26 protein-coding genes are annotated in these 26820 nt (G+C 73.6%); 19 read left to right on the forward strand and 7 right to left on the reverse strand.

Features of this window, described 5'->3' with window-relative positions:
• Positions 1 to 87: 87 nt before the first annotated feature.
• The 3 genes from BXA11_RS35175 (at position 88) to BXA11_RS35180 (ending at position 2829) form a co-directional block, all read left to right on the forward strand.
• A complete protein-coding gene (locus BXA11_RS35175) occupies positions 88 to 1527 on the forward strand; it encodes an MFS transporter (protein ID WP_204053675.1) in 1440 nt (479 codons plus the stop codon).
• 128 nt (positions 1528 to 1655) lie between these two features.
• Positions 1656 to 1787, forward strand: coding sequence for a hypothetical protein (locus tag BXA11_RS45550; RefSeq protein ID WP_256863183.1), 132 nt, complete (start codon positions 1656 to 1658; stop codon positions 1785 to 1787).
• Between the two features lie 202 nt (positions 1788 to 1989).
• The gene (locus BXA11_RS35180) at positions 1990 to 2829 is read left to right on the forward strand and encodes an LLM class flavin-dependent oxidoreductase (RefSeq protein WP_076441568.1); all 840 of its coding nucleotides are present in this window, start codon (positions 1990 to 1992) and stop codon (positions 2827 to 2829) included.
• 25 nt (positions 2830 to 2854) lie between these two features.
• Here BXA11_RS35180 and BXA11_RS35185 read toward each other — a convergent pair whose 3' ends face one another.
• Together BXA11_RS35185 and BXA11_RS35190 are read right to left on the reverse strand one after the other, a co-directional pair.
• Positions 2855 to 3355, reverse strand: a complete 501-nt coding sequence (locus tag BXA11_RS35185; RefSeq protein WP_076441571.1) for an SRPBCC family protein — start codon at positions 3353 to 3355, stop codon at positions 2855 to 2857.
• Positions 3352 to 3714, reverse strand: a complete 363-nt coding sequence (locus tag BXA11_RS35190) for a metalloregulator ArsR/SmtB family transcription factor (protein WP_076441573.1) — start codon at positions 3712 to 3714, stop codon at positions 3352 to 3354. The genes BXA11_RS35185 and BXA11_RS35190 overlap by 4 nt, the downstream gene beginning before the upstream one ends.
• 190 nt (positions 3715 to 3904) lie before the next feature.
• Between BXA11_RS35190 and BXA11_RS35195 the strand changes: the two genes are divergently transcribed.
• From BXA11_RS35195 to BXA11_RS35240, 10 genes are all read left to right on the forward strand, one after another.
• Entirely contained in the window at positions 3905 to 4408 is a 504-nt protein-coding gene (locus tag BXA11_RS35195; RefSeq protein ID WP_076441575.1) for a PH domain-containing protein, read from the forward strand.
• On the forward strand, positions 4405 to 6015 hold the full coding sequence (locus tag BXA11_RS35200) for a PH domain-containing protein (RefSeq protein ID WP_204053676.1): 1611 nt from the start codon (positions 4405 to 4407) through the stop codon (positions 6013 to 6015). The genes BXA11_RS35195 and BXA11_RS35200 overlap by 4 nt, the downstream gene beginning before the upstream one ends.
• Before the next feature lie 45 nt (positions 6016 to 6060).
• Positions 6061 to 7074 carry an agmatinase gene (gene speB, locus BXA11_RS35205; RefSeq protein WP_076441577.1) on the forward strand — a complete coding sequence of 338 codons (1014 nt, stop codon included), beginning with the start codon at positions 6061 to 6063 and terminating at the stop codon, positions 7072 to 7074.
• Positions 7075 to 7149: 75 nt separating this feature from the next.
• Entirely contained in the window at positions 7150 to 8160 is a 1011-nt protein-coding gene (locus tag BXA11_RS35210; protein ID WP_204053677.1) for a D-alanyl-D-alanine carboxypeptidase family protein, read from the forward strand.
• Between the two features lie 97 nt (positions 8161 to 8257).
• Complete coding sequence (gene mreB, locus BXA11_RS35215) at positions 8258 to 9292, forward strand: rod shape-determining protein (RefSeq protein WP_076441579.1); 1035 nt, start codon at positions 8258 to 8260, stop codon at positions 9290 to 9292.
• Between the two features lie 17 nt (positions 9293 to 9309).
• Entirely contained in the window at positions 9310 to 10158 is an 849-nt protein-coding gene (gene mreC / locus BXA11_RS35220; protein WP_143734706.1) for a rod shape-determining protein MreC, read from the forward strand.
• Positions 10158 to 10694 (forward strand): rod shape-determining protein MreD, encoded by a 537-nt coding sequence (gene mreD, locus BXA11_RS35225; protein ID WP_076441583.1) that lies wholly within the window; start codon positions 10158 to 10160, stop codon positions 10692 to 10694. The genes mreC and mreD overlap by 1 nt, the downstream gene beginning before the upstream one ends.
• Positions 10687 to 12735 carry a penicillin-binding protein 2 gene (gene mrdA, locus BXA11_RS35230; protein ID WP_204053678.1) on the forward strand — a complete coding sequence of 683 codons (2049 nt, stop codon included), beginning with the start codon at positions 10687 to 10689 and terminating at the stop codon, positions 12733 to 12735. The genes mreD and mrdA overlap by 8 nt, the downstream gene beginning before the upstream one ends.
• A 121-nt stretch (positions 12736 to 12856) precedes the next feature.
• Complete coding sequence (gene rodA / locus BXA11_RS35235; protein WP_076441585.1) at positions 12857 to 14023, forward strand: rod shape-determining protein RodA; 1167 nt, start codon at positions 12857 to 12859, stop codon at positions 14021 to 14023.
• A 15-nt stretch (positions 14024 to 14038) separates the two neighbouring features.
• Positions 14039 to 15082 carry a DUF2293 domain-containing protein gene (locus BXA11_RS35240; protein WP_076441587.1) on the forward strand — a complete coding sequence of 348 codons (1044 nt, stop codon included), beginning with the start codon at positions 14039 to 14041 and terminating at the stop codon, positions 15080 to 15082.
• Positions 15083 to 15139: 57 nt separating this feature from the next.
• On the opposite strand, the gene BXA11_RS35245 is transcribed toward BXA11_RS35240, so the two are convergent.
• Positions 15140 to 16042: a serine/threonine-protein kinase gene (locus BXA11_RS35245; RefSeq protein ID WP_030510592.1), complete on the reverse strand. Its 903-nt coding sequence runs from the start codon at positions 16040 to 16042 to the stop codon at positions 15140 to 15142.
• A 110-nt stretch (positions 16043 to 16152) separates the two neighbouring features.
• Positions 16153 to 18237: an N-6 DNA methylase gene (locus BXA11_RS35250; RefSeq protein ID WP_083744812.1), complete on the reverse strand. Its 2085-nt coding sequence runs from the start codon at positions 18235 to 18237 to the stop codon at positions 16153 to 16155.
• Positions 18238 to 18295: 58 nt separating this feature from the next.
• Between BXA11_RS35250 and BXA11_RS35255 the strand changes: the two genes are divergently transcribed.
• On the forward strand, positions 18296 to 19030 hold the full coding sequence (locus BXA11_RS35255) for a PP2C family protein-serine/threonine phosphatase (protein WP_076441589.1): 735 nt from the start codon (positions 18296 to 18298) through the stop codon (positions 19028 to 19030).
• 108 nt (positions 19031 to 19138) lie between these two features.
• Here BXA11_RS35255 and BXA11_RS35260 read toward each other — a convergent pair whose 3' ends face one another.
• Together BXA11_RS35260 and BXA11_RS35265 are read right to left on the reverse strand one after the other, a co-directional pair.
• Positions 19139 to 19888, reverse strand: coding sequence for an SDR family NAD(P)-dependent oxidoreductase (locus BXA11_RS35260; RefSeq protein WP_076441685.1), 750 nt, complete (start codon positions 19886 to 19888; stop codon positions 19139 to 19141).
• A 94-nt stretch (positions 19889 to 19982) separates the two neighbouring features.
• Positions 19983 to 20552 (reverse strand): CGNR zinc finger domain-containing protein, encoded by a 570-nt coding sequence (locus BXA11_RS35265; RefSeq protein WP_076441591.1) that lies wholly within the window; start codon positions 20550 to 20552, stop codon positions 19983 to 19985.
• A 71-nt stretch (positions 20553 to 20623) separates the two neighbouring features.
• Between BXA11_RS35265 and BXA11_RS35270 the strand changes: the two genes are divergently transcribed.
• The 3 genes from BXA11_RS35270 (at position 20624) to BXA11_RS35280 (ending at position 23393) form a co-directional block, all read left to right on the forward strand.
• The gene (locus BXA11_RS35270) at positions 20624 to 21388 is read left to right on the forward strand and encodes a class I SAM-dependent methyltransferase (protein WP_030510597.1); all 765 of its coding nucleotides are present in this window, start codon (positions 20624 to 20626) and stop codon (positions 21386 to 21388) included.
• A gap of 92 nt (positions 21389 to 21480) precedes the next feature.
• Complete coding sequence (locus BXA11_RS35275) at positions 21481 to 22599, forward strand: acetate/propionate family kinase (protein ID WP_076441593.1); 1119 nt, start codon at positions 21481 to 21483, stop codon at positions 22597 to 22599.
• 11 nt (positions 22600 to 22610) lie between these two features.
• A complete protein-coding gene (locus tag BXA11_RS35280) occupies positions 22611 to 23393 on the forward strand; it encodes a PhzF family phenazine biosynthesis protein (protein WP_076441596.1) in 783 nt (260 codons plus the stop codon).
• Positions 23394 to 23395: 2 nt separating this feature from the next.
• Here the strand turns inward: BXA11_RS35280 and BXA11_RS35285 are convergent, their stop codons facing one another.
• Positions 23396 to 24400, reverse strand: a complete 1005-nt coding sequence (locus tag BXA11_RS35285; protein ID WP_076441598.1) for a carboxymuconolactone decarboxylase family protein — start codon at positions 24398 to 24400, stop codon at positions 23396 to 23398.
• A 197-nt stretch (positions 24401 to 24597) separates the two neighbouring features.
• Between BXA11_RS35285 and BXA11_RS35290 the strand changes: the two genes are divergently transcribed.
• Entirely contained in the window at positions 24598 to 26100 is a 1503-nt protein-coding gene (locus BXA11_RS35290; RefSeq protein ID WP_239105012.1) for a histidine kinase, read from the forward strand.
• Positions 26097 to 26771 (forward strand): response regulator, encoded by a 675-nt coding sequence (locus BXA11_RS35295; RefSeq protein ID WP_030510602.1) that lies wholly within the window; start codon positions 26097 to 26099, stop codon positions 26769 to 26771. The genes BXA11_RS35290 and BXA11_RS35295 overlap by 4 nt, the downstream gene beginning before the upstream one ends.
• Positions 26772 to 26820 lie beyond the last annotated feature (49 nt).

Genomic DNA, 26820 nt, shown 5'->3' on the forward strand with positions numbered 1-26820 from the left:
CCGGGACCGGGACCGGTGCGAAGCAGAATGAATTTCTGGCCGGATCCGGGGTAGACGGGCGCCATATCTTCCGGAGAAGGGGACGATATGGCGCAAATAAGCACCGATATTCCCGCGCGGCTGGATCGGCTCCCCTGGGCCCGTTGGCACTGGCTCGTGCTCATCGGACTCGGCACCGTCTGGATCCTCGACGGGCTCGAAGTGACCATCGTCGGGGTCATCGGCCCCCGGATCACCGACCCGAGCAGCGGGCTTGGACTCACCGACAGCGAGGTCGGGATCGCCGCCGGGGTGTACGTCGCGGGAGCCTGTCTCGGCGCTCTCTTCTTCGGCCACCTGACGGATAGATTCGGGCGCAAGAAGCTCTTCCTGGTGACGCTCGCCGTCTACCTCGCCGCCACCGTGGCCACGGCCTTCTCGCACGACGCCTGGTACTTCTACCTGTGCCGGTTCTTCACCGGCGCCGGCATCGGAGGCGAGTACGCCGCGATCAACTCGGCGATCGACGAGCTCATCCCGGCCCGGGTGCGCGGCACGGTCGACCTGGTGGTGAACGGCTCCTTCTGGCTCGGCACCGCGCTCGGCGCGCTCATCGCGATCCCGGCGCTCGACACGAGCCTGCTGCCGGCCGATCTCGGCTGGCGCCTGCTGTTCGGCCTGGGCGCCGTCCTCGGTGTGGCGATCCTGCTGGTCCGCAGGACCGTGCCGGAGAGCCCACGCTGGCTGTTCATCCACGGGCGCGGCGAAGAGGCCGAGGAGATCGTGCGGGACATCGAGACGAAGGTCCGCGAGGAGAGCGGCAAGACGCTCGAACCCGCGCACGGGGAGATCAGGATCAACCAGCGGACGCACACCCCGCTGACGGAGGTGGCGGCCACACTGCTGCGGCGCTACCCCAAGCGCACGACCGTCGGCCTGTCGCTGTTCATCGGCCAGGCATTCCTCTACAACTCGATCTTCTTCACGTACGCGCTGGTGCTGTCGACGTTCTTCAAGGTGCCGGACGGCAGCACGCCGTGGTATCTCGTCCCGATCGCGATCGGGAACTTCCTCGGCCCGGTCCTGCTCGGCCGGTTCTTCGACACGATCGGCCGCCGGACGATGATCGCGGGCAGCTACGTGCTGTCCGGCCTGCTCCTGCTGGGCACCGCCGCGCTGTTCGACGCGCAGGTGCTGACCCCGGTGACCCTCACGGCCTGCTGGATGGTGGTGTTCTTCTTCGCCTCGGCGGGGGCGAGCAGCGCCTACCTGACGGTCTCGGAGATCTTCCCGATGGAGACCAGGGCCCTGGCGATCGCGCTGTTCTACGCCGTGGGCACCGGGCTCGGCGGCATCATCGGGCCGGTGCTGTTCGGCCGCCTGGTGGAGAGCGGGGTCGTCGGCAACGTCGTGGTCGGTTACCTAATCGGCGCCGTCCTGATGATGGCGGCCGGACTGGTGCAGTGGTTCATGGGCGTGGAGGCCGCACGGCGCTCCCTGGAGGACATCGCCGCGCCGCTCAGCGCCGAGCAGCACCAGATGGTCTGACCGGACGCACCGGTACGGCTCGCACCAGGGAAGCGCGAGCCGTACCGGCTGGGTGTCTCACCGCTCTCTTGGGTATCAACCCCCTCAGATGCGCACATAAGGCGCATCCTCGTACATTCGGGGGAATCATGGCTGACGACGCTCAGAAGAAGAAGCCCGCGAAGTCCACCGGCAAGGCGAAGAGGACGGCCATCAAGGAAGCCCGCTCGGCGAAGCAGGCGAAGAAGGCCAACCGTCCCGCCGAGGGCGCGAGCGAGTGACGGCCGTACGGCCGGTGCCACCATGATCCGGGCCGGGCCCACCGTGGCCCGGCCCTCCTCATTCCCCGCCCCCGCTGAATTCCCCGCCCCCGCTGAGCAATCCATCCGCCCCCCTGCGGCGTCGCCCGGTATGCGCCGCTTCCCTCCGTCCTGGATACTCGAAGGCCGTAGAGCCGATCTCGCCTGCTCTGGAGGGCCGCCCGTGAGGCTTGGAGTCGTCTTCGACCGCGACCTCCCGCCGGAGTCGCTCACGCCGTTCGCCGGGGAGCTCGACGGCACGGCGGTCTCCGACCTGTGGGTGGTGGAGGACCTCGGCTGGACGGGCGCGATCTCCTCGGCCGCCACGGCGCTGGCCGCGACCTCGCGCCTGCGCGTGGGCATCGGCATCACTCCGGCGCCCCTGCGCAATCCGATGCTGCTGGCGATGGAGCTGGCCAACCTGGCCCGCCTCCACCCCGGGCGGCTGGCCGCCGGGATCGGGCACGGCGTGCAGGCGTGGATGCGTCAGGTGGGCGCCGCCGCCGCGTCGCCGCTGTCGCTGCTGGAGGAGACGATCACGTCCGTACGGGCGCTGCTGCGCGGCGAGACCGTCACCCTGCACGGACGCGAGGTGAACCTGGACGGCGTCCGCCTCGTCCACCCGCCGGCCGAGCCCCCGCCCGTCCTCGCCGGAGTGGTGAGCCCGCGCTCGCTGGCCCTGTCGGGACGGATCGCCCAGGGCACCATCCTCCCCGAGGGCCTCCCCCCGGAGCGGCTGCGGTCGATGATCGAGGGGATCGGCGCGACCGGAGACCACGAAGTGGTGGCGTTCGTCCACCTCTACGTCGGCGACGGCGCGCGCGAGGCCATGCGGAAGGCGGCCGAGGAGCAGGCCGGGTTCCTGCAGGTCGCGCCGGAGGAGGTCGCCATGGCGGCCGGTTCGCCGGAGGAGGCGGCCGCGCACGTCAGGGCATTGTGGGAGGCGGGCGTCTCCACGGTCGCCGTACGCCCGGTGGGCGCCGACCCGCTTTCCCACGTCCACACGCTGCTGTCCGCCCTCTGAGGCCCTCCGTCAAGGGCCGGGGTCCTCATGCCTGGGCGGGCAGTTCGGCGTAGTAGGGCCGCATCGCGGGGTAGTAGGCGGCGAAGTCCGGCATGGGTGAGCCGTCACGCGCGGCCACGAGCATGTCCAGGTAGTACTCCCAACCCGGGCCGATCTCGCCGAGCTGCTCCTCGGTGTCGAGGTGCTGCACGAACCGCAGGCGCGTCGCACCGGCGGCTTCCGACAGCAGCATCTCGACGCGCCAGGTGCCGGATTCGTCGGTCGCCGACAGCGCCAGCCGCCGTGGCGGATCGCACGCGTCGATGCGCATGTCGAGCCACGGCGCCTCGTCCTCGAACGCCATTCGCACCTTGATCGTGCGGCCGGGCGCGGCGTCGCCCTCCCACGGCCCGAACCAGCGAGCCGTGGACTCGGGCTCGGTGATGCTGGCCCAGACGTCCTCGGCGGAGGCGCGGAACGAGCGCGTCAGGACGAGATCACTGCCGGCGCCGGTGCGGAACAGCTCGCCGGTGGGGGGATGGTTCACGCGGTGTTCTCCTTCGCTTGGTCGGCCGCACTGCGCGTACGGCGTTCGCGCCGGGTCCGGTAGACCTCCGTCTCCAGCGCGTCGAGGCGGTGCTCCCAGCCGCGAGGCCGGACGAACTGGCCGAGCCATACGGCGAGCTCGGTGAGCTGCCCGGCGTCGAGCTCGTAGAGCCGTTGCCTGCCGACGAGCTCGTCGCGCACCAGCCCGCTTTGCCGGAGCACGCGCAGGTGGCGGCTCACGGCCGGCCGGCTGATCCGGAAGTGCCCGGCGATCCGTCCCGCCGAGAGCCTGCCTCCGCGCAACATGACCAGGATCTCCCGGCGCACCGGGTCCGCGATCGCTTGCACCACCACGTCCACGAAGAAAAGCGTAACCTACAGGTTACGCTTTTCGCCAAGCGGCCTCGTACCGGAACCACCTCGCCAACGCGACCGTCCCCGTCGGCAGAACCGTCCGATCCACCGCCGATCGCGGACACGACATTTGTCCCGATCAGGACGGGATATGCGCCACTACGCCAGAACGCGCGCGATCGGGCAGAGTTGAGACGTGGACACCCCGACCCTCCGGTCTCCTCAGCACCGCGTGAGCCGCACCGCCGTCTGGTATTGGGCCGCACGGGCCGCCCTCGGCTGGCTGGTCCTCCTCGCGGCCCAGGTCGTCTGGCTCGTGGCCGACGGCGACGGTGACGCCTGGCCCGTCGCCACCCACGTGACCGCTCTCGTCGTCACCGCCGTCGTCGCGGTGGCGCACGTCACGGTCATGCCGCAGTGGCGTTATCGGGTGCACCGCTGGGAGGCCACGTCCGCGGCCGTGTTCACCCAGTCGGGCTGGTTCAAGCAGGAGTGGCGCATCGCCCCCGTCTCCCGCATCCAGACCGTGGACAGCGAGCGCGGCCCGCTGGAGCAGATCTTCCGCCTGGCCAACGTCACCGTCACCACCGCCTCCGCCGCCGGCCCGATCAAGGTCAGCGGCCTCGACCGGGACACGGCCCAGCGCCTGGTCGCCGACCTCACCGCGACCGCGCAGGCGACGGCGGGTGACGCCACGTGATCGACGTCGTCGAGACGACCTCGACCTGGCGGCGGCTGAGCCCGCGCATGCTGGTGATCCACCCGTTCCAGGAGGTCGTACGGGCCGCCCCGGCGCTGCTCGGCCTGCTGGTCGCGGGGACGAGCAGCGGCGGGCAGGGCCAATGGTGGAGCATCGGGGGCGTCGGCCTCATGGTGGTGCTCGGCATGCTCCGCTGGTTCACCACGACCTATCGCATCACCCCCGAGCACGTGCAGGTCCGCCGCGGCCTGCTGACCCGCAAGGTGGTGACCGTGCCGCGCGACCGGGTCCGCACGGTGGACGTCACCTCCCACGTGCTGCACCGGGTGCTCGGCCTGGCCCGGGTGGAGGTGGGGACGGGCACGTCGGAGCGCAGGCGCGAGGGCCGGCTCAAGCTCGACGCGCTGTCCGCCGCCGAGGCCGCCCGCCTGCGCGTGGAGCTGCTGCACCGCTCTCCCGTAGCGGCCTCCACCGCGTCCACCGCGTCCGCCGCGTCCGCCGCGGAGATCAGCGTGACACCTCCCGCGGGGAGCATGCCGGCCGCGGAGACCGAACTCGCGCGGATGCGTCCCGAGTGGGTGAGGTTCGGGCCGTTCACGATGTCCGGGCTCGTCACCGTGGGTGTCGTCGCCGGCTTCGTGTCCCGCCTGGTCTCGGAGGGCAACGTCGACCTCGGCAGGGTCGGGCCGATCCAGGAGACCTGGCGGTGGTTCAGCGCGATGTCGCTCCTGCTGGAGATCGCGACGGTGGTGCTCGTGCTGGTGGTGTTCGTGAGCGTCGCCTCCACGCTCGGCTACGTCCTGGCCTTCGGCAATTTCCGGCTGACCCGGCACGCCGAGGGCACCCTTCACGTGACCCGGGGACTGCTGACCACCCGGGCCACCACGATCGAGGAACGGCGGCTGCGCGGGGTCGAGGTGAGCGAGCCGCTGCTGCTGCGCGCCGTACGCGGGGCCCGCCTGTCCGCGGTCACGACGGGGCTGCGGGCGGCGCAGGGCGCCCAGCGCGGCGGATCGTTGCTGCTGCCGCCCGCGCCGCGCGCGGCCGCCGTGTCGGTGGCCCGGCTCGTGCTCCCCCGTGTCGCCGACGCCGCGTCCGACTCCTCCGCCTCCGGCGCCTCGCCGGTCACCGTGGGTCTGACCGCGCACGGCCCCGCCGCACTGCGCCGCAGGTTCACCCGGGCGTACGGCGTGCACGCGCTGGTGCTGGCCGCGCTGGTCGCGCTGTGGTTGTGGGCCGGGCTGCCGTCGTGGACGTGGCTCACCGCCGCCGCCCTGCTGCCGCTGACCGCCCTGCTCGCCGCCGACCGCTACCGCTCTCTCGGCCACGCTCTGACGTCCGGGTATCTGGTCACCCGCTGGGGCTCGTTCTCCCGTCGCCGGGTGGCGCTGGAGTGCGACGGCGTCATCGGCTGGAACGTCGAGCGGTCGTTCTTCCAGCGCCGGGCCGGCCTGGTGACGCTGACGGCGACCACGGCGGCCGGCAAGCAGGGCTACCAGGTGCGCGACGTGGACCTCGCCGAGGCGCTGCGCCTGGCCGCCGCGGGCACCTCGGGCCTGCTCGACCCCTTCCTCGTCGAGGAGCAGCACATCAGCCCTGTCGGCTAATAGCATGTGTTGTCCGATAGGACCGATTTGCTGCCAGGAGTTGGATTGTCCCGCTACGGCCAGATGTTCGGCCCCGACATCACGTTCCTCGGCGTCGAGCGCTGCGACCTCGACGACCCGGCCGGCTACGCGGACGCCGACGTCGTCATCCTGGGCGCGCCGTTCGACGGCGGCACCTCCCACCGCCCGGGTGCGCGATTCGGCCCGAACGCCATCCGGCAGACCTGCTATCTCCCCCACGACGGCTCCCGCCCCAGCCTGGCGCTGCGCGTGGACGCCCTCAAGGACCTGCGGGTGCTTGACGCCGGAGACGTGGAGACCTACGCCGGGGACATCGAGGGCAGCCTGCGCGCGATCGAGGACGCGGTCGCCAAGATCGCGGCCTCCGGGGCGATCCCCGTCGTCCTCGGCGGCGACCACACGATCGCCCTGCCCGACGCGACCGGCGTGGCCCGCCACCACGGCTTCGGCCGGATCTCCATGCTCCACTTCGACGCGCACGCCGACACCGGCGACATCGAGTTCGGCCACCTGCACGGCCACGGGCAGCCGATGCGGCGGCTCATCGAGTCGGGGGCCATCCGGGGCGACCGTTTCCTGCAGATCGGCCTGCGCGGCTACTGGCCGGGGCCGGAGATCCTCGACTGGATGGCCGGGCAGCGCATGCGGTCGTACGAGATGACCGAGATCGTCGCCAGGGGTCTCGACGAGTGCCTCAGCGAGGCGTACGCGATCGCGCTCGACGAGTGCGACGGCGTCTACCTGTCGGTCGACGTGGACGTCTGCGACCCCGGCCACGCGCCGGGCACCGGCACGCCCGAGCCGGGCGGCCTGTCGGCCCGCCAGCTCCTCGACGCCGTACGCAGGACCTGTTACGAGATGCCCGTCGTCGGTCTGGAGATCGTCGAGGTGGCCCCGCCGTACGACCATGCGGACATCACTGCGTATCTGGGCAACCGGGTCGTGCTGGAGGCGCTGTCGGCGATCGCCCGGCGGCGCAGGGACGCCGCCGACGGCACCCGCTGGAATCCGCGGCAGCCCCTCCTCGACGGCCGCTGAGACCGCTCCGGGACAACCGGTGCGTACGGGCTGTTTCCCCGCACGGCCGGGAGCCGATCTGGTAGGCATGGTCGGATGACGCGATCGAGAACCGCCGCCGTCCTGGCCGTCGCCGCCGTGCTTCCGGCGCTCCTGACCGGCTGCGCGGCCGGCGGCGACGGCACGGGCTCGGCGCGGGCGGCGTCACGAGCCACGCCGGACACACGCCCCTCGGGCGACGCCGCGACCGCGAGAGCAAGCGAGCCGGCGACGGCGGGAGCGAGCGGGCCGGCGACCAGGGACGCGTCGGCCGCCCGCCCGGTCCGGTCCCCCGCGAAGCCCGTGCGGGTGCCTGCCGGGGTGACGGCGGGGTACGCCGTGGTCGACGTGACCACGGGCAAGACGGTCGCCCAACGGCAGGCGCACCATCGGTTCCGGTCGGCGTCGGTCGTGAAGATCCTCATCGCCACCGACTATCTGGAGCGGCACAGGGGGACGATCCCGGCCCGGGACATGGCGCTGCTGACGCCCATGCTCCGTGGCAGCGACGACGACGCGGCGACGGCCCTGTGGCGGCACGGCGGCCAGGGCGAGATCGTGCGGCGGATGGCACGCAGGATCGGCCTGACCGAAACCGGCCCGCCACCCGCCGCCAAACCCGGCTTCTGGGGCTACACGGCCATCAGCGCGGCCGACATCGCGCTCGTCTATCGGTATCTGTTGCGGCGGGCCGAGCCGCGCGTCCGCGACTTCGTCCTCGGCAATCTACGCAAGGCGTCGCAGTGCGCCCGCGACGGTTTCGACCAGTTCTTCGGCATCCCCCGCGCCGTCCCCCGACCCTGGGCGATCAAGCAGGGCTGGTCCGGATATGGTGCGGTTCCTCCCGTCAAATGCACCCGGGCGAAGGCGACGTCATACCGTATCGGGGCGGTCACAATCAGCGGCAACCCGGTTGATTTCGGCCGTCCGGTGCTCCACACTACTGGCGTGATCGGCGACCGGCTGATCATGGTGGTGCTCACCCTGCAGCCCTCGGGGGCGTCCTTCACGCAGTCGGCCCAGCGGGTGACGAAGCTGGCGAGAGACCTCTATCTCAGCGTCGCCTAGCGGTCCGGTTCGTACGGGAGGGACCGTTCTGTTTAGAGGCAGGGCCGCCGGGCAGCGATCACGCGTGCTCTCCCTCCTTTCTGAAAGCTGGTCGGCGATGGGTTTCCCGTGGGGATTGCTCGGCCGGGACATGGCGGTCGATCTCGGCACGGCCAACACGCTCGTGTACGTACGCAAGAAGGGCGTGGTCCTCGACGAGCCGTCGGTGGTGGCGGTCAACCTGCACACGGACAGGATCGTGGCGGTCGGGACCGCGGCGAAGGAGATGATCGGGCGGACCCCGCCCCACATCGCCACGCTGCGCCCCCTCAAGGACGGCGTGATCGCCGACCTCGACGCGGCCGAGCGCATGCTGCGGCACTTCATCCAGGTGGCGCACAAGAACCGCTACCTGGCCAGGCCCCGGGTCGTCGTCGCCGTGCCGAGCGGCACCACGAGCGTCGAGCAGCGCGCGGTCAGGGAGGCGGCGTACGAGGCGGGCGCCCGCCGCGTCCACATCATCGAGGAGCCGATGGCCGCGGCGATCGGCGCCGGGCTCAACGTGGGCGACACGACCGGCAACATGGTCGTGGACATCGGCGGCGGCACGACGGAGGTCGCGATCGTCTCGCTCGGCGGGGTGGTCGTGTCGAAGTCCGTGCGGGTCGGCGGCGACGAGCTCGACGAGGCGATCGTCAACTACGTCAAGAAGGAACACTCCCTGATGCTCGGCGAGCGCACGGCCGAGCACGTCAAGATCAAGCTGGGCAATGCGCGGCCGGGCGGCGACGAGACCACGCCGCTGCCGATCCGCGGCCGTGACCTGGTGACCGGCCTGCCGAAGACCGCGACGATCAACCGGGCGCAGGTCAGGGAGGCGATCGAGGACCAGGTCCAGACGATCGTCGACGCCGTGCAGAGCACGCTGGACCAGTGCCCGGCCGAGCTGGCGGGCGACCTGATCGACAACGGCATCGTGCTGACCGGCGGCGGCGCGCTGCTCGACGGGCTGGCCGAACGGCTCGAGAAGGCCGTCGGCATGCCGATCCACCTCGTCGACCAGCCGCTCCAGTCCGTGGTGCTGGGCGCGGGCCGGTGCGTCGAGCGTTTCGACGACATGCAGGACGTGTTCCTCCCCGAAACGCGTCGATGAGGGCCTCCGGTCGCCGGGTGCCCGTATTGCTTGCGCTCGCCTCCGCCGCCCTGATCGCGGCCGACACCGTCACCCCGCTCGAACCCCTGCGGGCGTTCGGGTCGGCCGTCTTCGGCGGGCTGGAGGACGCGGCGTCCGCCGGCGTCCGCTGGGCGTCGGGCGAGCATCGCGTGGCGGAGCTCGAACGCGAGAACGCCCGCCTGCGCGCCGACCTGCTGGCCGCCCGGCGCACGATCCCCTCCCCCGCCCAGGCGGACGGCTACCGGGTCGTGTCGGCCCACGTCATCGGCTTCGGCCGGGACGGCACGGTCACCGTCGACACCGGCTCCGACGCCGGCGTGACCCGCGACATGACCGTGTTCGACGGCGACGGGCTGGTCGGCCGGATCCTGCGCTCCGGCCCCGGCACGGCGACCGTGCAGCTCGCCACGGCCTCCGGCGCCTCGATCGGGGCCCGGCTGGAGGGCTCGCGTGAGGTCGGCCTGGTGACCGGCGTCCCCGAGCACGGGCTGCTGCGGCTGAGCCTGCTCAACGCCTCCGCCGAGGTGAAGCCCGGCGACCGGGTGGTGACCCTGGGGTCGCGGGACATGCGGCCGTACGTGCCGGACGTGCCGATCGGCACGGTGGTCACGGTGGAACCCGCGCCGGACGCGCTGACCAGGACGGCGCTCGTGCGTCCCTTCGCCCGCTTCACCGCGCTCGACCTCGTCACCGTGGTGCTGGGACCGCTGCCGGACGCCGCGGCGGTGGACGCGTCCGCCGCCGAAAGCGAGGCCGGGAGCGAGGCCGGGGGCGAGGCCGGGGGCGGGGATGCGGACGCCGCGAAGAGCGGCGAGAAGAACCAGAAGAAGGCGAAGGGGGCGTGATGAAGGCGGTCGTCCTGTCCGTGCTCGTCGTCCTCCTCGCACCGGTGCTCCAGGTCGCCGTGGTCAACGGACTGTCCCTGCCCGGCGGCGGGCCCGACGTCGTGCTGGTCGCCGTCATCGCGCTCGCGGCGCTGCTACGCCCCGGAGCAGGGGCGTTCCTGGGGTTCGCCGCGGGCCTGGCCGCCGACGTCGCGCCGCCCGCCGACCACACCATCGGGCGGCTCGCCCTGGTCATGTGCCTGGCCGGGTGGGTGTGCGCACGGGTCACCGCGGACGGCGCGGCCGGGCGGCGCGCCGCCGTCGCCGCCGTCGTGGCCCTGGGCGCGACGCTCGCCGGGGGCGTGCTCGCGGCCCTGCTCGACGGCACCCCCTGGGGCACGGCACTCGCGCCCGGCGCCGTCGCCTGGACCGTCGGCCTGGCCGCGCTCGTGGCGGCGGCGCTCGCCCTGCTGCCCCGCCGCCGGTCGTTCGGGCGGGTGCCCAGGTCGCGGGACGGTTCACGCGATCGGTACGGCCGGGGGAGGCGGCTTGCGTAGGACCGTCCACCGGGGCCGCCTCACGCTCGTGTTCGTCGTGGTGACCGCGCTCATGCTGACCCTGCTCGGCCGCCTGTGGTATCTGCAGATCGTCACCGGCCCGTCGTACGTGAGGGCGGCCACGGAGTCACGGGTCCGCTCGGTCGTCCTGCCGCCCGTGCGGGGGCCGATCCTCGACGTCCGCGGCCGGCCGCTGGTCGCCAACGAGACCAAACCGCAGGTGTCGGTGGACTACATGGCCCTCATCCACCAGCCCGACGGCGGGCGGGACGTGCTGACCCGGCTCGCCCGGGCCCTGGGCCGGCCCTACCAGGAGATCGCCGACCGGGCCCGGCTGTGCGCCGGAGGCGTGCCCCGGCCGTGCTGGCCCGGCTCGCCGTACCAGCCGATCGTGGTCGCGGACGGCGTGAGCGTGCGCACGGCGCTGTGGATCGCGGAGCGGCAGGACGAGTTCCCCGGCGTCAGCACCGCGCTGCGGCCGGTCAGGACCTATCCGCTCGGCTCGGCCGCGGCGCACGTGCTCGGCTACCTGCAGCCGCCCTCCCCCGACGACCCCGAGGGAGGCCCGGAGCTGATCGGCCGCGACGGCCTCGAAGCGCAGTACGACCGCGAGCTGGCCGGGCGCACCGGGCTCAGGCAGGTGGCCGTGGACAGCACGGGCACGGTCACCGGCCTGATCCGCGAGGAGGCCGCCGTCGCCGGAGACACGCTGGTGACCAGCATCGACGCGCGCATCCAGGAGGTGGCCGAGCGGGCGCTGGCCCGGGCCGTGACCGCCGCGCGCAAGCGGGGCGAGCCCGCGGACAGCGGCGCGGCGGTCGTGCTGGAGGCGAAGACCGGGCGGGTGACGGCGATCGCCGACTATCCCACCTACGACCCGGGCGTGTGGACCGGGGGCATCTCACAGCACGACTACGAGGACCTGCCGCTGGTCAGCGCGGCCGTGCAGGGGCAGTGGCCGCCGGGTTCCACCTGGAAGGTGACCTCGACGGCCGCGGCGGCGAAGGCGGGCTACTCGCTGCGGGCCTCTTATGACTGCCCGGGCGGCTACACGATCGGCGGCCGGGTGTTCCACAACTTCGAGAGCGCCGAGCTGGGCCGGATGGACATGCACCGGGCCCTGGTGGTGTCCTGCGACACGATCTTCTACCGGTTCGCCGAGAAGATGTGGCAGCGCGACGGCGGGCTCAAGCCGGTCAAACACCCCAAGGACCCGATGCAGAAGATGGCCGCGGAGTTCGGGTTCGGCACACCCACCGGCGTCGACCTGCCGCACGAGGCGTCGGGGCGGGTGCCCGACCGCGCCTGGAAGAAGGCCAACTGGGAGCGGACCAAGACCGACTCCTGCCGCCGCGCCAAGACCGGCTATCCGGAGATGTCCGACCGAAAGCGGGCGGCCTACCTCAAGGCGCTCGCCTCCGACAACTGCCGTTCCGGCGGGGTCTGGTGGGCGGGCGACGCGGCCAACTTCTCGATCGGCCAGGGCGACGTGCTGGTGACGCCGCTCCAGCTCGCCCGGGGGTACGCCGCGCTCGCCAACGGCGGCACGGTCTTCAGCCCCAGGATCGGCAAGCGGGTCGTGCGCCCCGACGGCACCGTGGTCCGCACGATCACCCCGCCCGTCGTGGGAAAGATCGACGCTTCTCGCACGACGCTGCGGTTCATCCGCGACTCGCTCGCCGACGTGCCTCGCGCGGGTACGGCCGCCGGCGCGTTCGAGGGCTACTCCTTCAAGCGGCTGCCGGTCGCGGGGAAGACCGGCACCGCCGAGGCGTACGGCAGGCAGGACACCTCGTGGTTCGCCTCCTTCGGCCCGGTGAAGAAGCCGAAGTATGTCGTGGTGGTCGTCGTCTCGCAGGGCGGCACGGGCGCGACCACGGCGGCCCCCGCCGCGCGGGAGATCTGGGAGGGCATCGCCGCCCTCACCCACGACGCGAAGAAGCACGGCAAGAAGAGCACGAAGCACGACAAGGACGGCAGAGGGGCGCGGGCCGCCTCCCTGCCTCCGGTCGCGTTCTCCGAGCCGGGTGGCACGCGGTGACGGGCGGGACTCGGACGGGCAGCGGTGGATCAGGCTGGACCCGGGCGAGCATGGCTCGGACGGGCAGGACTCGGACGGGCAGGGGTGGAACGGGCTGGGCTCGGCTGGTTGGAGGCACGCGATGACGACGCTCGGTCCCCTGTCCGTACGGCTGCCGGCGAGCCGGGCGACCAGGCGCAGGCCGTGGGCGCGCCTCGCCCTCTTCCCCGCCTGGGGCCTGGTGCTGCCCGCGGCCGCGTTGTCGGCGATCGGGCTGCTGCTCGTGTGGTCGGCCACCCGCAACGAGCCGGGCTCGACGCTCCTGCAGCGGCAGGCGCTCAGCGTGGGCATCGGCTTCGCGCTCCTGTGGGCCGTCTCGCGGATCGACCTGCGGATGCTGCGGGCCTACGTCCCGGTGCTGTACCTGCTCGGGCTGGCCGGGCTGGTCGCCGTGCTGACCCCGCTGGGCCGCACGATCAACGGCTCGCACGCCTGGATCGTGCTCGGCGACGGGCTGCAGTTCCAGCCGTCCGAGTTCGCCAAGGCGGCCACGGTGCTCGCGATCGCGACGGCGCTGGGCGAGCCGCGCGACGGCGAGCGCAGGCCGGGCGCCGGGGCCGTGCTGCTCGCCCTCGGCCTCGCCGCGGTGCCGGTCGGGCTGATCGCGCTGCAGCCCGACTACGGCACCGCGATCGTCTTCCTGGTGCTGGCCACCGGGATGATCGTGGTGTCGGGAGCGCCCAAGAGGTGGTTCGCGGCGTTCGCCGCCGCCGGGGCCGCCGGGCTTCTCCTGGTGTGGCGGCTCGACCTGATCCGGCCCTACCAGCTCCAGCGCCTGATGGTGCTGGCCGACCCGGACGCCGACCCCATGGGCATGGGCTACAACGCCACCCAGGCCAGGATCGCGATCGGCTCCGGGGGCCTGCTCGGCAAGGGCCTGTTCCACGGCGAGCAGACGGCGGGTCATTTCGTGCCCGAGCAGCACACCGACTTCATCTTCACCGTCGCGGGCGAGGAGCTCGGCTTCCTCGGCGCGGCCTGCGTGATCCTGCTGATGCTCGCCCTGTTGTGGCGCGGCCTGTGGATCGCGGCCAAGAGCCCCTCGCCGTTCGGCACGGCGGTGGCCGGCGGGGTGGTGTGCTGGCTGGCGTTCCAGACGTTCGTGAACGTCGGGATGACGATGGGCCTGCTGCCGGTCGCGGGGCTGCCGCTGCCGTTCGTGTCGTACGGCGGGTCGGCCACGATCTCCAGCCTGGCGGCCGTGGGGCTGCTCGCCGCCGTGAACCGGCTTACGCGCACACCGGCATAGGGCACCCTTGGAGGAATGCGCAGCAAGCTCGGCGGACGGGTGGCCCAGGCGGCGGAGATCGCCCTGGCCACCCGCAAGTACGTGACCCCGATCGACGTCCTCACCGGCCTGCGGTGGCTGCACGACCGCCACGTGGAGACCTGGCGGCAGGGGCGCGCCGACAGCCTGGAACGGCTGGCCGCCGTGGACGCCGGCCGGATGGCCGAGGCCCTGTCGCATCTGCGCGCGTGGGCCATGTCCCGCGACCTGCTGGAGAGCGAGGCGGCCTACACGGCGGGCACCCGCGACCGGCGGCCGCTGCGCTTCACGGCGGCGGGCGACGAGGACCTGGAGCGTGCCTTCCGCGTCCACTGGCTGTCGCCCGAGCTGAGCGAGACACGGCGGCGGCAGATCGCCGAACGGCACAGCAAGGCCCCCGACCTCGTGGCCGTGGCGCCGCTGGACGCGTGGACGTGTGCCGGGTGCGGGGACACCGGGCCTTATCTGATCATGGAGGACGATCGGCCGCACTGCCTGACCTGCGCCGACATGGATCACCTGTGCTTCCTTCCGGCGGGGAACGCGGCGCTGAGCCGCCGCGCCAAGAAGGAGAGCGGGCTGTCTGCGGTGGTGGTCCGCTTCAACCGGCGGCGCAAGAGATACGAGCGGCTCGGCGTGCTGGTCGAGGAGGAGGCGCTGACGCGGGCCGAGGAGCAGTGCCTGGCCGACGAGGAGGCACGGCTGCGCCGCCGCGAACGCGACCGCGAGCGCCGGGCCGGCGAGGACGCCGAGTTCCAGACGAGGATGGCTGCGCAGATCCGCCGCCTGTTCCCCCACTGCCCGGCCGAGCGGGCCGAGGCCATCGCCGCGCACGCCGCCGTACGCGGCAGCGGGCGGGTGGGCCGCACCGCCGCCGCCCGGGTGCTGGACGAGAACGCCATCACGCTCGCCGTGATCGCGAGCGTGCGCCATCTGGACACCGACTACGACGCGCTGCTGATGGGCGGGGCGCCGCGGATGACGGCCCGCGAGCGGATCCGCCCCCGGGTCGAGGAGGTCCTGACGGCCTGGCGGGCGTGAGCGCCCGCTTCCGGCGGACCCTCCGGCCGGCCCTTCAGTGCCCCTTCAGCGGCCCCGTCAGCGGACCCGGCCGACCATCTGGGCGTACATGCGCCCGGGGCTGGGGACCGACGACGGGTTGAGGAAGCCGGGCAGCGGGGGCAGGTCAACCGCGAACGGCTGCAGCCGCTCGAACAGCGTGTGCGCGTCGGGCGGCCGGTTGTCCGGCTCCTTCTCCAGCAGTTCGGCGATGAGACGGTCGAGCGCGGCGGGGACCCCCGGCACCCGCGGCGGCTGTTCCTTCACCTGCTTGTCGAACACGGCGTACTCCGTGGGCCCGGTGAACAGCTGGTTGCCGGTCAGCATCTCGTGCAGCACGCAGCCGAGGGAGTACAGGTCGCTCTTCGGCCCGGCGACACCCCGCTGGATCTGCTCGGGGGACATGTACGCCGGGGTGCCGAGAATCTGCCCGATCCGGGTGAACTGCGCCGTCCTCCCCGCGACGTCCGTCTCACGCAGCATGGCGAGCCCGAAGTCGAGCAGCTTCACGCTGCCGTCCGGGCAGAGCATGAGGTTGGTCGGCTTGAGGTCCCGGTGGCAGATCGACAGCTCGTGGGCGGCGGTCAGCACGGCGCACGCCTGCGCGGCGATGGCCGCGGCCCACGGCACCGGCAGCGGGCCGTGCTCGCTCAGCAGGTCGGCGACCGTCACGCCCTCGATGAACTGCATGACCTGGAAGAGCCGCTGCTCGTAGGTGCCGAAGTCGTAGAGCACGGGCGCGCCCGGATGGTCGAGCTTCGCGAGGATGCGCGCCTCGCGAATGAAGCGGCGCTGCAACTCCTCGTCCGGGCCGTCGGGCAGCCGCAGGAACTTCACCGCCACCTTGCGGTCGAGCCGCCGGTCGTGCCCGCCGTATACGGCGCCCATGCCGCCCTGCCCCAGGGGGAGGTCGTCCAGGTCATACCGGTCGCCGATGACCATGCGCCCCTCCCGTCGGCCTATCGGGGAAAAAGCTACCGGATTCGTCCGCGATGCTCGGGCTCGGCGGCAGGGTGGACAGGACTCTCTCAGCTGGGGAGCCGCCGGCCGCGTCACCCACGGGGGCGGAGGCGTCCGTCGATCAGCCCCTCGACGCCGAGCCGCGCGAGCGCCTCACCCGCCGCGGCCACCTCGCGCAGGCCGTCCTCCAGCGCGAGCAGCCGCCGGAAGGCCGTGCCGTACGTCCGCTGGACGGCCAGGGGAAGCTGGGGCACGCGGGCCCGGCGGGCCTCCACGCGGCTGCTGCCCAGGTGCGGCCGCCCGCCGCCCGCGGCGTAGCGCAGGAACCCGGCCAGGAACTCGGGATCCACCTTGCCGGGATCGACGCGGAAAAGGCTGAGATGGGGGCCCAGGACCGCCCCCTCCCCCGCGACCACCCGGGCGGTCACGGCCGACGCGACGACGTCTCCCCGTCGTACGGCGAGCAGGCCGGGGGCGCGCGGGATCCACCTCGACGGCGTCGTTCCGGCCGCGACGTCGTCGGCCGTCAGCACGGCCACTCCCCCCTCGGCCACCTCGCTGCCGGAAACCTCGCTCTCGGACATCTCGCTGCCGGGGACATCGGCGGGCAGCGCCCGCAGCGTCGAGTGCCTGATGGTGACCAGCCCGGATCTCGCCATCTCGGCCACGGTCGCCCACGACACGTCCCAGCCCGCCGCGCCGCCGGTGAGCACCTCCAGGTCGGGCATGTCGCCGGCCAGCGCCGCGAGCGCCTCCCTGAAGCGCTCACCGGCCGCGGGAAAACCCCGCATGTCGACCCGGGGGGACAGGTGCCGCGCCGGGCTCACATCCACCTCGTCGTCGAGGATGTCGATGATCCTGACCGTGCGGCCGCCGGGCGGAAGCTCGGTCTTCGCGAGGTGGGCCCGCCAGGCCGCTTCTACGGAGGCCGGGTCGTCTCCCGCGTCGGCCACGAGGATCGCGCCGGGCTGCCGTTCCCCGGGCTCGGGACGGCGCAGCAGCCACAGGTCGGGGCCCCCGGGCACCAGCGTGAAGACCGCGCGCAGCGCGCCCGTCCGCAGCAGGTTCGCCCGGATGCGGCGTCCCGGGCGGCGGCTCGCCGCGACACCCGGCATCAGGATGGCCACCAGCCCGCCGGGCCGCACGTGGGCGAGGCAGTGCTGCACCCAGGCCAGCTCCGACTCGCCCCGCGGAGGCATGCCGTACTGCCAGCGCGGATCGCCGACGAGGTCCTCGTGGCCCCACGCCCGCTCGTTGAAGGGCGGGTCGCACACGACCGCGTCCGCGAGCGCGCCGTCCGACGGCCGGTCCGGCGGGAACGCGTCGTGCCGCAGCGCGTCCCCCGGGACGACCCGGGCGTCCCGTCCGCGCAGCAGCAGCCGCAACGCCGCGAGCATCGCGACCGTCTCGTTGGCGTCCTGGCCGAGCAGTCGCACGTCGTCCCCCGCCCCGGCGGCCCCGGCGGCGCCCAGCAGGAGTGTGCCCATGCCGCACGCCGGGTCGAGCACCGTCCGCGCCCCCGAACAGGCCAGCCGGGTCATCAGGGCGACCAGGTCGGGCCGGGTCAGCGCCAGCCTGCGGCTGTGCGCCTCGGCGTACCGCTCGCAGAGGAACTCGAACGTGCCGGCCGCGCCGCTCCGCTCGGCCATCCCGGCGACCAGCCGGAGCAGGCCGGGCTCGACCTGCGTCGCGTCCCCCGCGCGCGGGGGCAGGTCGGCGGTCGCCTCCGCCACCGCACGCGGGAGCCGTACGGCGAGGTCGGAGGCGGCGGACAGCCGCTTCCAGCCGTCGGGGTCGCGGAGCGTGTAGAGCAGGAACGCCCCCACCTCCCCCAGCACCTCGCCGAGGCGCAGGTCGTCCGCCGACGCGCGCAGCCGCTGCCAGACACGGTCGCCCTGGGACACCTCGAACGACTTGCCGTTCCTGCGCAGCCACGCCTCCACTTCGGGAAGCGAGAAAAGGGGGCTGGAGGCGGTACCTCCGACCGGCTGGGGGAAGTCCTCGTAGCGGCGGCGCCAGTTGCTGACCGCGGCCCTGCCGACGTCGGCGAGCCGGGCGATGTCGCCCGCGTTCACGGTCGCTTCGACCGCCGCCTCGACGGCGGCCTCGAGCGGGCTCGCGGCGGCCGGGCGCGCGGTCGTGTCCGCCGAGTTGTCCGCCTGGGCGTCGTGGCTCATGAACACGAGCCTAGCACTGTGCTTGTGAAGTGACTCAACCAATGGTTTACTCAAAACCATGACGCACAACCGTATTCGGTACGCCGCGGGGTCGGACGTCGGGCGCTCGCGTGCCAACAACGAGGATTCGGTGCACGCCGGCGAGCGCCTGCTCGCCATCGCCGACGGGATGGGCGGACACGGACACGGCGAGGTCGCAAGCGCGGCCGTCATCTCCACACTGGCCAGGCTGGAGGACGGTCCGGCTCCCGCCGACGTCGCCGCCGCCCTCGCGGACGCCGTACGGGAGGCGGGGCAGTGCCTGGGCGACCTCGCCGCCCAGGACCCGGCACTCGAGCGGATGGGCACCACGGTCACCGCGATGCTGTGGGACGGCCAGGGGAAGTTCGCCCTGGCCCACGTGGGCGACTCGCGGGCGTACATGCTGCGTGACGGCGCGCTCTACCAGATCACCCGCGACCACACGCTGGTGCAGTCGCTGGTGGACGACGGCCGCATGAGCCCCGACCAGGCCGCCCGCCATCCGCGCCGGTCCCTGCTGCTGCGGGCGCTGGAGACGAGCGGCCTGGCCGAGCCGGACCTCTCGCTGCGCGAGGTGCACCCGGGCGACCGCTATCTGCTGTGCTCCGACGGGCTCTCCGCCGTGCTCGAACCCGAGGCGATGCACCACGTGCTCACCACCGTGGCCGATCCGCAGGAGGCGGTCAGCCGGCTCATCGAGCTGGCCAACGAGGGCGGCGGACCCGACAACATCTCGTGCGTGGTCGCCGACGTCGAAGCCGCCGACGCCTGAGACCCGCCCCGTCCCACGGCCGTCGGAGGACCCCGCAGCCGGCAGCGGGGCGCAGCCGGACAGCGCCCGAGGCCGGGGCCGCGCCCGGGCGGTGTGCCCGGACGGACGTCAGACGGCCCAGCCGCCGTCCACGTTGATCGTCGCTCCGGTGACGTAACGCCCGCCGTCACCCGCCAGGTGGGCCACGGTCTCGGCGATGTCGCCCGGCTCCGCGTAGCGGCCGAGGACCGTCAGCCCCCGGATCGTGTCCGCCATGGGGCTGTCCGCCGGGTTCGAGGCGGTGTCGGTCGGGCCGGGGTTGACGAGGTTGACCGTGATGCCGCGCGGCCCGAGGTCGCGGGCGAGCCCCTTGGTCATTCCGGTCATGGCCGTCTTGCTCATCGCGTACAGGGCGAAGCCCGGGAAGACGGCCCGCTCGGCCATGTTGCTTCCGATGGTGATGATCCGGCCGCCCTCGGTCATGTGGGCCGCCGCCGCCCGCGCGGCCAGGAACGGCCCGCGCACGTTGGCCGCGAGCGTGCGGTCGACCTCCTCCGGCCCCAGGTCCTCGATCGGCGCGACGTGGAAGACCGCCGCGTTGTTCACGAGGACGTCGAGCTGGCCGAACTCCGCGGCCGCCTCGTCCACGGCGGCGGTGACCGCCGCCGCGTCGCCGTTGTCGGCCCGGATGACCAGCGCCCGCCGGCCCATCCCCTTCACCTTCTCGGCCACGGCGGCCGCGCTGTCCCCGTCGCGCTCGTAGGTCAGCGCCACGTCCGCGCCGCGCTCGGCCAGCTTGAGTGCGACCGCCGCGCCGATCCCCCGGCCACCCCCGGTGACCAGGGCCGTCTTGCCGTTCATGTCGTCGATCTCGTTCATGGTGTCGAGCATGGCGGCAGCGCCGCGGGGAGGTCCGGCGGCGATCGGACCTCGCGTTCCGACCGTCGGGCCCGAGAGACAGGCGACAGAGCGGTCAGGCGCCGCGCGCCCGGAAGGCGGCGGTCTTGACCCGGTTCTGGCAGGCCGTGGAGCAGAAGCGGCGGGTGCCGTTGCGGGAGGTGTCCACGTACACGCGGTCGCAGTGCGGCGCGGTGCACACGCCGAGCCGGTCGTGCAACTCGCTGCCGAGCACCACGGCGAGGCCGGTCGCGCAACCGGCCGCGTAGTTGCCGGCCAGGGTGCCGCCCGCGCCGTGGAAGTGCAGGTGCCAGGGCTCCCCGTCGTGCCGGTCGAGGTGCGGGCGGGCGTCCGTCTCGGCCAGCAGTCCGTTCAGGGCGAGCGCCGCCGCGTCCACGTCGCCACGCGTCACCGCCTCGAACACGCCGCGCAGCCGCCCCGCGACCTCCGCGAGCGCGTCCACCTCCTCCTCGGCGACCTCGGGCGCCCGGCTGTCGCCGGCCGCGAGGACGTCGCCGACCGCGGCGGCCCGCGCCTCACCCGTCGGCGGCGCGTACGGCCGGCCCCGAGCCTCACCCTCGGTCAGCGCGTTGACCAGGCCGACCGCGATCGACACCACAGCATCGGTGTGACTGTTGAAGTTCACTTGACCAGTTACGCCCTTGCGTTCTACGTTGTAACTGCCGAAAGCATACACGCCAGTTACAAGGAGTCGGCATGCTCACGATCGACGTGGCCACCAGGTGGATCGACCGTTGGGACCGCCAGCAGGAGGGCTATCTCCCCGACCGGGAGGAGCGCTTCACCGCGCTGATCGACGCCGTCGAGGCGGGCGTGGGCCGTCCGGACCCCCTGGTGATCGACCTCGGCTGCGGCCCCGGCTCGCTCTCGGCCCGCCTGCTGGACCGTCTTCCCGGGGCCACGGTCGTGGCGGTCGACGCCGATCCCCTCCTGCTGTCGCTCGCCCGGGCGGCGTACGGCGACCGTGACGGCCTGCGCCTCGCCGACCTGGACCTGCGCGAGCCGGGGTGGAGCCGGGCGCTCGGCCTCGACCGCCCGGCGGACGTGGCGGTGAGCACGACCGCGTTGCACTGGCTGGCCGAGCCCCATCTGCGCGCCGTGTACGCCGAGCTCGCGACCGTGCTGCGCCCGGGTGGGCTGTTCCTCAACGGCGACCACTTCAGCTCCGAGGACACCACTCCCGAGCTGGCGCGGCTGGAGCGGGCCGTGCACGAGAGCGAGGAGCGGCGGCGCTTCGCCGGCGGCCGTCCGGAGGACTGGCGCCAGTGGTGGGACGCGATCGCCGCCGACCCCGACCTCGCCGGTGTCGCGGCGCCCCGGCCGGCCACCGCGGCGCACCACGGCTCGGAGTCGCTCCACCTGTCCACCCATGTCGAGGCCCTCCGCGCGGCGGGCTTCGCCGAGATCGGGACGCTGTGGCAGCGCGGCGACAACCGCCTGCTCTGCGCCGTGCGTCCGTAGTCTCCCCGGCCGTTCTTTCCAGCCGTTCTTCCGGCCGTTCTTTCCGGCGGCCGCCGGGGTTTGCCCGCCGGGCCGCCGGATAGACGAACGCCATGACACCGACCGTGCTCACCGTCAACGCGGGCTCCAGCAGCCTGCAGCTGCATCTGGTGCGGGACGGCCGCGTGGTGCGGACCGAGCACAGCGAGCACAGCCCGGACCCCGCCGCGGCGGAGCGTACGCTGTCGGACTTCCTGTCCGGGGCGGACACCGAGGTGACCGCCGTCGGTCATCGGCTCGTCCACGGCGGCGAGGCCGTGCGCGCTCCGACGGTCGCCGACGACGACGTGGTGGAGGCCGTACGCGGATACGCCGACCTCGCGCCGCTGCACGTGCCGCCCGCGCTCGCGCTGGTCGAGGCGGCCCGGCGGGTGCTGCCGTCCGTGCCGCACGTGCTGTGTCCCGACACCGCCTTCCACGCCGGGCTTCCCGCCGCCGCCGCGACCTACGCCCTGCCCGCCGAGTGGCGGCGGCGCTGGGGCCTGCGCCGCTACGGCTTCCACGGGCTGTCGTACGCGTGGGCGACCCGGCGTGCGGCCGAGCTGCTCGGGCGCCCGGCCGGGGAGGTCAGCCTGGTCCTCACCCATCTCGGCGGCGGATGCTCGGTCTGCGCCGTGCGGGACGGCCGGAGCGTGGACACCTCGATGGGGTTCACTCCGTTGGAGGGTGTGCCCATGAGCAAGCGCTCCGGCAGCGTCGATCCCGGCATGCTCCTGTGGCTGCTGTCCGGCTCGCGCCTCACGCTGGAGGAGCTGAGCGACGGGCTGGAGCACGGCTCCGGCCTGCTGGGGCTGTCCGACGGCCTGTCGGGCGACACCCGCGACCTGGTCGCCTCGCCCGAGGAGGCCGCCGCCTTGGCGCTCGACGTGTTCGCCTACCGGGTGAGCCGGGAGATCGCCGCCTCGGCCGCCGCTCTCGACCGGCTCGACGCGCTCGTGTTCACCGGCGAGATCGGCTGGGACCAGCCCGAGGTGCGCGAGGCGGTGTGCGGCCGGCTGTCGCTGCTCGGCGTCGAGCCGCCCGCCGTGACCGACGTGGACCGGGACGGCGTCGTCAGCCCGCCGGGCGCCCGCCTGCCGGTCCTCGTCGTACGGCCCCGCGAGGAGCTCCAGGTCGCCCGGGAGACCCTCGCCGCGCTCGGCCGGCCCGGTGGTGGAAGCGGGCGGCCGTAGAATCCGCAGACATGCGCATCTTCACCGTGGACTCCTTCACCGACCGGCCGTTCCGGGGCAATCCCGCCGCGGTCTGCCTCCTCGACGACACCGTGCCGGACGAGTGGATGCAGGCGGTGGCCGCCGAGATGCGCCATTCGGAGACGGCCTTCGTTCTCGGGCAGGCCGAGGGGCCGTGCTCGCTGCGCTGGTTCACCCCCGCGGTCGAGGTCGCGCTGTGCGGGCACGCCACCCTGGCCACCGCGCACGTCCTCTACTCCCTTGGGGAGTCCGGGCGGCTGGAGTTCGACACGAAGAGCGGCGTGCTCGCGACCGAGCAGGCGGACGGCGGGCTGATCGCGATGGACTTCCCGGCGAAGCAGGCCGCGCCGTGCCCGCCGCCGGACGGCCTCGTCGAGGCACTCGGCGTCACGCCGGTGTGGACCGGCCGCAGCGAGTTCGACCTGCTGGTCGAGGTCGGGTCGGCCGATGAGGTCCGGGCCGCCGAGCCCGACATGGCGCGGCTCGCCGAGGTCGAGGCCCGCGGCGTCATCGTGACGGCGTCCGGCGAGGGCACCTCCGCCGACTACGTCTCCCGGTTCTTCGGCCCCCGGGTGGGCGTGCCCGAGGACCCGGTCACCGGGTCGGCCCACTGCGTGCTCGCGCCGCACTGGTCGGCCAGGCTCGGCCGGGACGCGCTCGTCGGGGAGCAGGTGTCGCGGCGCGGCGGGACCGTGCGCACGACCCTGCGCGGCGAACGCGTCGAACTCGCCGGGCACGCCGTGACCATCTGGTCCGGCGAACTGGAGGTCTGACCTCAGGCGGGCACCGCGAGTGCGGCCTCGATCCGCCGGACGGCGGTGATCGCCCCGAACGCCAGCAGCCGCACGAGGTCGGCGTCGGACCGGCCGCCCCCGGCCTCCCGCCAGGCGGCCACGTCCGCGTCGGCCACCCGATACGGCGCGAGGGCGGCCAGCAGGGCGAGCTTGGCCGCCGGGCGCTGTGCGGGCGCGACGTCCGCCAGCGGACCGGACGGCCAGCCGGACAGCGGAGGGTGTTCGCCGTCCCAGGCCGCGACGGCCTCCACGACCGCCTCCCTGGCCGAGTCGCCCAGCAGATGATCTCCCTCCCCCGCCACGGCCCGCAGCGCGGCGAACGCGGTCCCGGCCGGGGCACCCGCCGCCCAGGCCGGGGCGGGGCCCGAGGGCAGCCCGTGCAGCAGGGGCAGCGCCTCGCCCTGCGGCAGCCTGCGGCGTACCGTCTTGGCGAGGGCCCTGCCGCCCAGGCCGCGTACCAGCCGGGAGCGTTGCAGCCCGGCCGGCAGGAGGTCGTCGGTCAGCAGCGACGACACCATCCTGTTGATGAAATGGAAGGCGAGGGCCGTGCCGATGTGCTCGGCCGCGTGACCCTCCGGGCACGGCGGCGCCTGCCCGGACGTGGCCGTGCCGGTGGCCCAGGCGAACAGCCGGGCGTGCTCAGGATCGGACGGCTTCCCCCCGCGTGCGACGGTCTCGGCCAGCTCGTGCTCACCCGTCGCGTGCAGGAGCACAGTGTGGGCGTCCACGCAGAAGGGGCACTTGTTGGCGAGGGAGACCCCGGTGGCGACGACCTCCTTGGCCGCCCTCGGGGCCTGCCCGGCGACCAGCGACTCACGCAGCATCGCCCAGGTGGCGGCGAGCACCTCGGGAGCCGGGGACAACGTCAGGAACAGCGGCATGCGGGCCATGCCGAAATCACGGGCGATCTGCGCGTAGACCTGGGCGATCAGGCCGGCCGCCGCCTCCGTGGGCACCGGCGTCACATAGCGGTAGGGCGTCGGCATCTCCGCCTCCTCATCGGTCGTGCTGTCATGCGAACCGATCCTGCCGAGCGCCGTCGCCCCCGTCGTCGTACGGCGGAATGCGTTCCCGGCCGCTCCCGGCGCGGCTGCAGGATGGCGGCCGTACTCCCGCGGGAGTAGCGCCGGATGGGTCCGCCGGGAGGAGGCGGGCCGAATCGGCCTCGGTTTACCCTTCAGACATGGACGGCGATCGCGGACGGCAGGCGTCCCCCAGCCCACGGGAGTCTCGCTCACCGGTGACCGTGGACGAGCCGGCGTCGCCCGGCCCACGGGCGTTCGCGGACCTGCCGGGACTCCCCGGCAAACCGCCCTTCAAGGACGAAGCGGCCCGCTCGGACGGACCACCCCTCCCGGACGGACCGGCCCTCACGGACGGACCGGCCCTCCCGGACGGACCGGCCCTCCCGGACCGATTAGCCCTCACGGACGAGCCGGCCCTCGGGGACGACCGGGCGGGGGCCGGCCGTCGCCGCCTTCCCCGGTTCTACGGGTCGGACGCCGCGCTCGCGGCTGTCGTGGCGGTGCTGCTCGCGGGCGGCACCCTGGTTCCCGGCGCGCCGAGCGGGCCCGCGCAGCTGGGGGTGGTGGGCTACCTGCTCCTGGTGGGCGGGTCCTTCGCCCTCGCCGCCCGGCGGGCGGCGCCGGTGACGGCGCTCGTCGTCTCCGGGGCCTGCATGCTGGCCTACGCCCTGCTGGTGCAGCCCGAGACCGCGACCGCGTTCCCCCTCCTGCTCACGGTGTTCTCGGCGGCCACCGTGGGCCGGCGCGTGTGGGCGGCGTCGGTCAGCGCCGCCTACCTCGCCGGTGTCCTGCTGGAGCAGCTGTCGGACCTCGGCGCACGGACCCCGCGCGACGTGGTGGACCGGGTCGGCCTGCTGGTCGGCTGGTTCGTCGCCGCCAACGTGGCGGGGGTCGTCACCCGGCAACGGCGGGCGTACCTGCGCCAGGCCGAGCAGCGCGCCGTCGAGGCGGAGCGCACCCGCGAGGAGGTCGCGCTGCGCCGGGCCGGCGAGGAGCGGCTGCGCATCGCCAGGGAACTGCACGACTCGCTCACCCACAGCATTTCGATCATCAAGGTGCAGGCGGGAGTGGCCGTCCATCTCGCGCGCAAGCGGGGCGACGACGTGCCGCCCGCGCTGCTGGCGATCCAGGACGCGAGTGCGGACGCCATGCGGGAGCTGCGCGCGACGCTGGAGGTGCTGCGCGAACCCGGCCCCGACGACGCGCCCGGTGCGGCCCGGGCCGACAGGATCGGCGAGCTGGTCGATCGGGCGCGGTCGGCGGGCGTGCCGGCCACGCTCGCGATCAGCGGCATGCCCCGCGCCCTGCCGCCCGAGGTCGACCTGACCGCCTACCGGATCGTGCAGGAGGCGCTCACCAACGTGGCGCGGCACGCGGGCCCCGCCTCGGCGTCCGTGTACGTCCGCTATCTGCCCGACGCCCTCGTCGTACTCGTCGAGGACGACGGCAGGGGCGCCGAGACACAGGAGCGCGGAACGGACGAGCCGTCCGGAACGGGCACCGAGATCGGGCCCGAAGCGGTTCGGGTGGGCGTCGGGCTCACCGGCATGCGCGAGCGGGTGTCCGGGCTGGGCGGGCGGCTCCGGACCGGTCCGGGAGCGGACGGCGGTTTCACGGTCCACGCCGAGCTGCCCCTCCCGGTCACGGAGGGAGCGGCGTGATCAGGGTGCTGCTGGTGGACGACCAGGCGCTCATCCGGGCCGGCTTCAAGGCGCTGCTCGACGCCGAGGACGGCGTGGAGGTGGTCGGCGAGGCGGGCGACGGCAGCCAGGGCCTGGCGCTGGCCGAGCGGCACCTCCCCGACGTCGCGCTCGTGGACATCCAGATGCCGGTCATGGACGGCATCGAGGCCACTCGCCGCATCGCCGCCGATCCCCGTCTGGCCGCCACCCGGGTGGTGATCCTGACCAACTACGGGCTCGACCGCTACGTGTTCGACGCGCTGCGGGCGGGCGCGAGCGGCTTCCTGCTCAAGGACACCGACCCGGCGGAGCTCGTCCAGGCGATCAGGGTCGCGGCGCGCGGCGACGCCCTGCTGTCCCCGGCGGTCACCCGGACGCTCATCAGCGAGTACGTCTCCCGCCCGCCGGACGCCCTGCCGACGGCCGCCCTGGAGCAGCTCACCAACCGCGAACGGGAGGTCGTCGCCCTGGTCGCGCACGGCCTCACCAACGAGGAGATCGCCGCGCACATGGTGATCAGCCCGTTCACCGCCAAGACCCATGTGAGCAGGGCGATGACCAAGCTCGGCGCGCGGGACCGGGCGCAGCTCGTCGTCTTCGCCTACGAGTCCGGCCTGGTGGTCCCCCGGGGGTCCGCCAAGCCCCGCTGAACCGTCCGTCCGGCCCCGGGGACGCGGACTGCGGGGTCTCTCCGATAAC

The sequence above is a fragment of the Microbispora rosea genome (assembly GCF_900156315.1).
In the GTDB taxonomy this organism is placed as follows: Bacteria; Actinomycetota; Actinomycetes; order Streptosporangiales; family Streptosporangiaceae; genus Microbispora; species Microbispora rosea.

What these genes read in the sequence shown, in the direction of transcription:
- BXA11_RS35250 (WP_083744812.1), bottom strand. Translation starts at nt 18,237, where the DNA reads ATGAGCCACGACGCCCAGGCGGACAACTCGGCGGACACGACCGCGCGC.
- BXA11_RS35240 (WP_076441587.1), top strand. Translation starts at nt 14,039, where the DNA reads ATGCGCAGCAAGCTCGGCGGACGGGTGGCCCAGGCGGCGGAGATCGCC.
- BXA11_RS35255 (WP_076441589.1), top strand. Translation starts at nt 18,296, where the DNA reads ATGACGCACAACCGTATTCGGTACGCCGCGGGGTCGGACGTCGGGCGC.
- rodA (WP_076441585.1), top strand. Translation starts at nt 12,857, where the DNA reads ATGACGACGCTCGGTCCCCTGTCCGTACGGCTGCCGGCGAGCCGGGCG.
- BXA11_RS35245 (WP_030510592.1), bottom strand. Translation starts at nt 16,042, where the DNA reads ATGGTCATCGGCGACCGGTATGACCTGGACGACCTCCCCCTGGGGCAG.
- BXA11_RS35210 (WP_204053677.1), top strand. Translation starts at nt 7,150, where the DNA reads ATGACGCGATCGAGAACCGCCGCCGTCCTGGCCGTCGCCGCCGTGCTT.
- BXA11_RS35270 (WP_030510597.1), top strand. Translation starts at nt 20,624, where the DNA reads ATGCTCACGATCGACGTGGCCACCAGGTGGATCGACCGTTGGGACCGC.
- BXA11_RS35290 (WP_239105012.1), top strand. Translation starts at nt 24,598, where the DNA reads ATGGACGGCGATCGCGGACGGCAGGCGTCCCCCAGCCCACGGGAGTCT.
- mreB (WP_076441579.1), top strand. Translation starts at nt 8,258, where the DNA reads ATGGGTTTCCCGTGGGGATTGCTCGGCCGGGACATGGCGGTCGATCTC.
- BXA11_RS45550 (WP_256863183.1), top strand. Translation starts at nt 1,656, where the DNA reads ATGGCTGACGACGCTCAGAAGAAGAAGCCCGCGAAGTCCACCGGCAAG.
- BXA11_RS35275 (WP_076441593.1), top strand. Translation starts at nt 21,481, where the DNA reads ATGACACCGACCGTGCTCACCGTCAACGCGGGCTCCAGCAGCCTGCAG.
- BXA11_RS35285 (WP_076441598.1), bottom strand. Translation starts at nt 24,400, where the DNA reads ATGCCGACGCCCTACCGCTATGTGACGCCGGTGCCCACGGAGGCGGCG.
- BXA11_RS35175 (WP_204053675.1), top strand. Translation starts at nt 88, where the DNA reads ATGGCGCAAATAAGCACCGATATTCCCGCGCGGCTGGATCGGCTCCCC.
- mreD (WP_076441583.1), top strand. Translation starts at nt 10,158, where the DNA reads ATGAAGGCGGTCGTCCTGTCCGTGCTCGTCGTCCTCCTCGCACCGGTG.
- BXA11_RS35280 (WP_076441596.1), top strand. Translation starts at nt 22,611, where the DNA reads ATGCGCATCTTCACCGTGGACTCCTTCACCGACCGGCCGTTCCGGGGC.
- BXA11_RS35260 (WP_076441685.1), bottom strand. Translation starts at nt 19,888, where the DNA reads ATGAACGAGATCGACGACATGAACGGCAAGACGGCCCTGGTCACCGGG.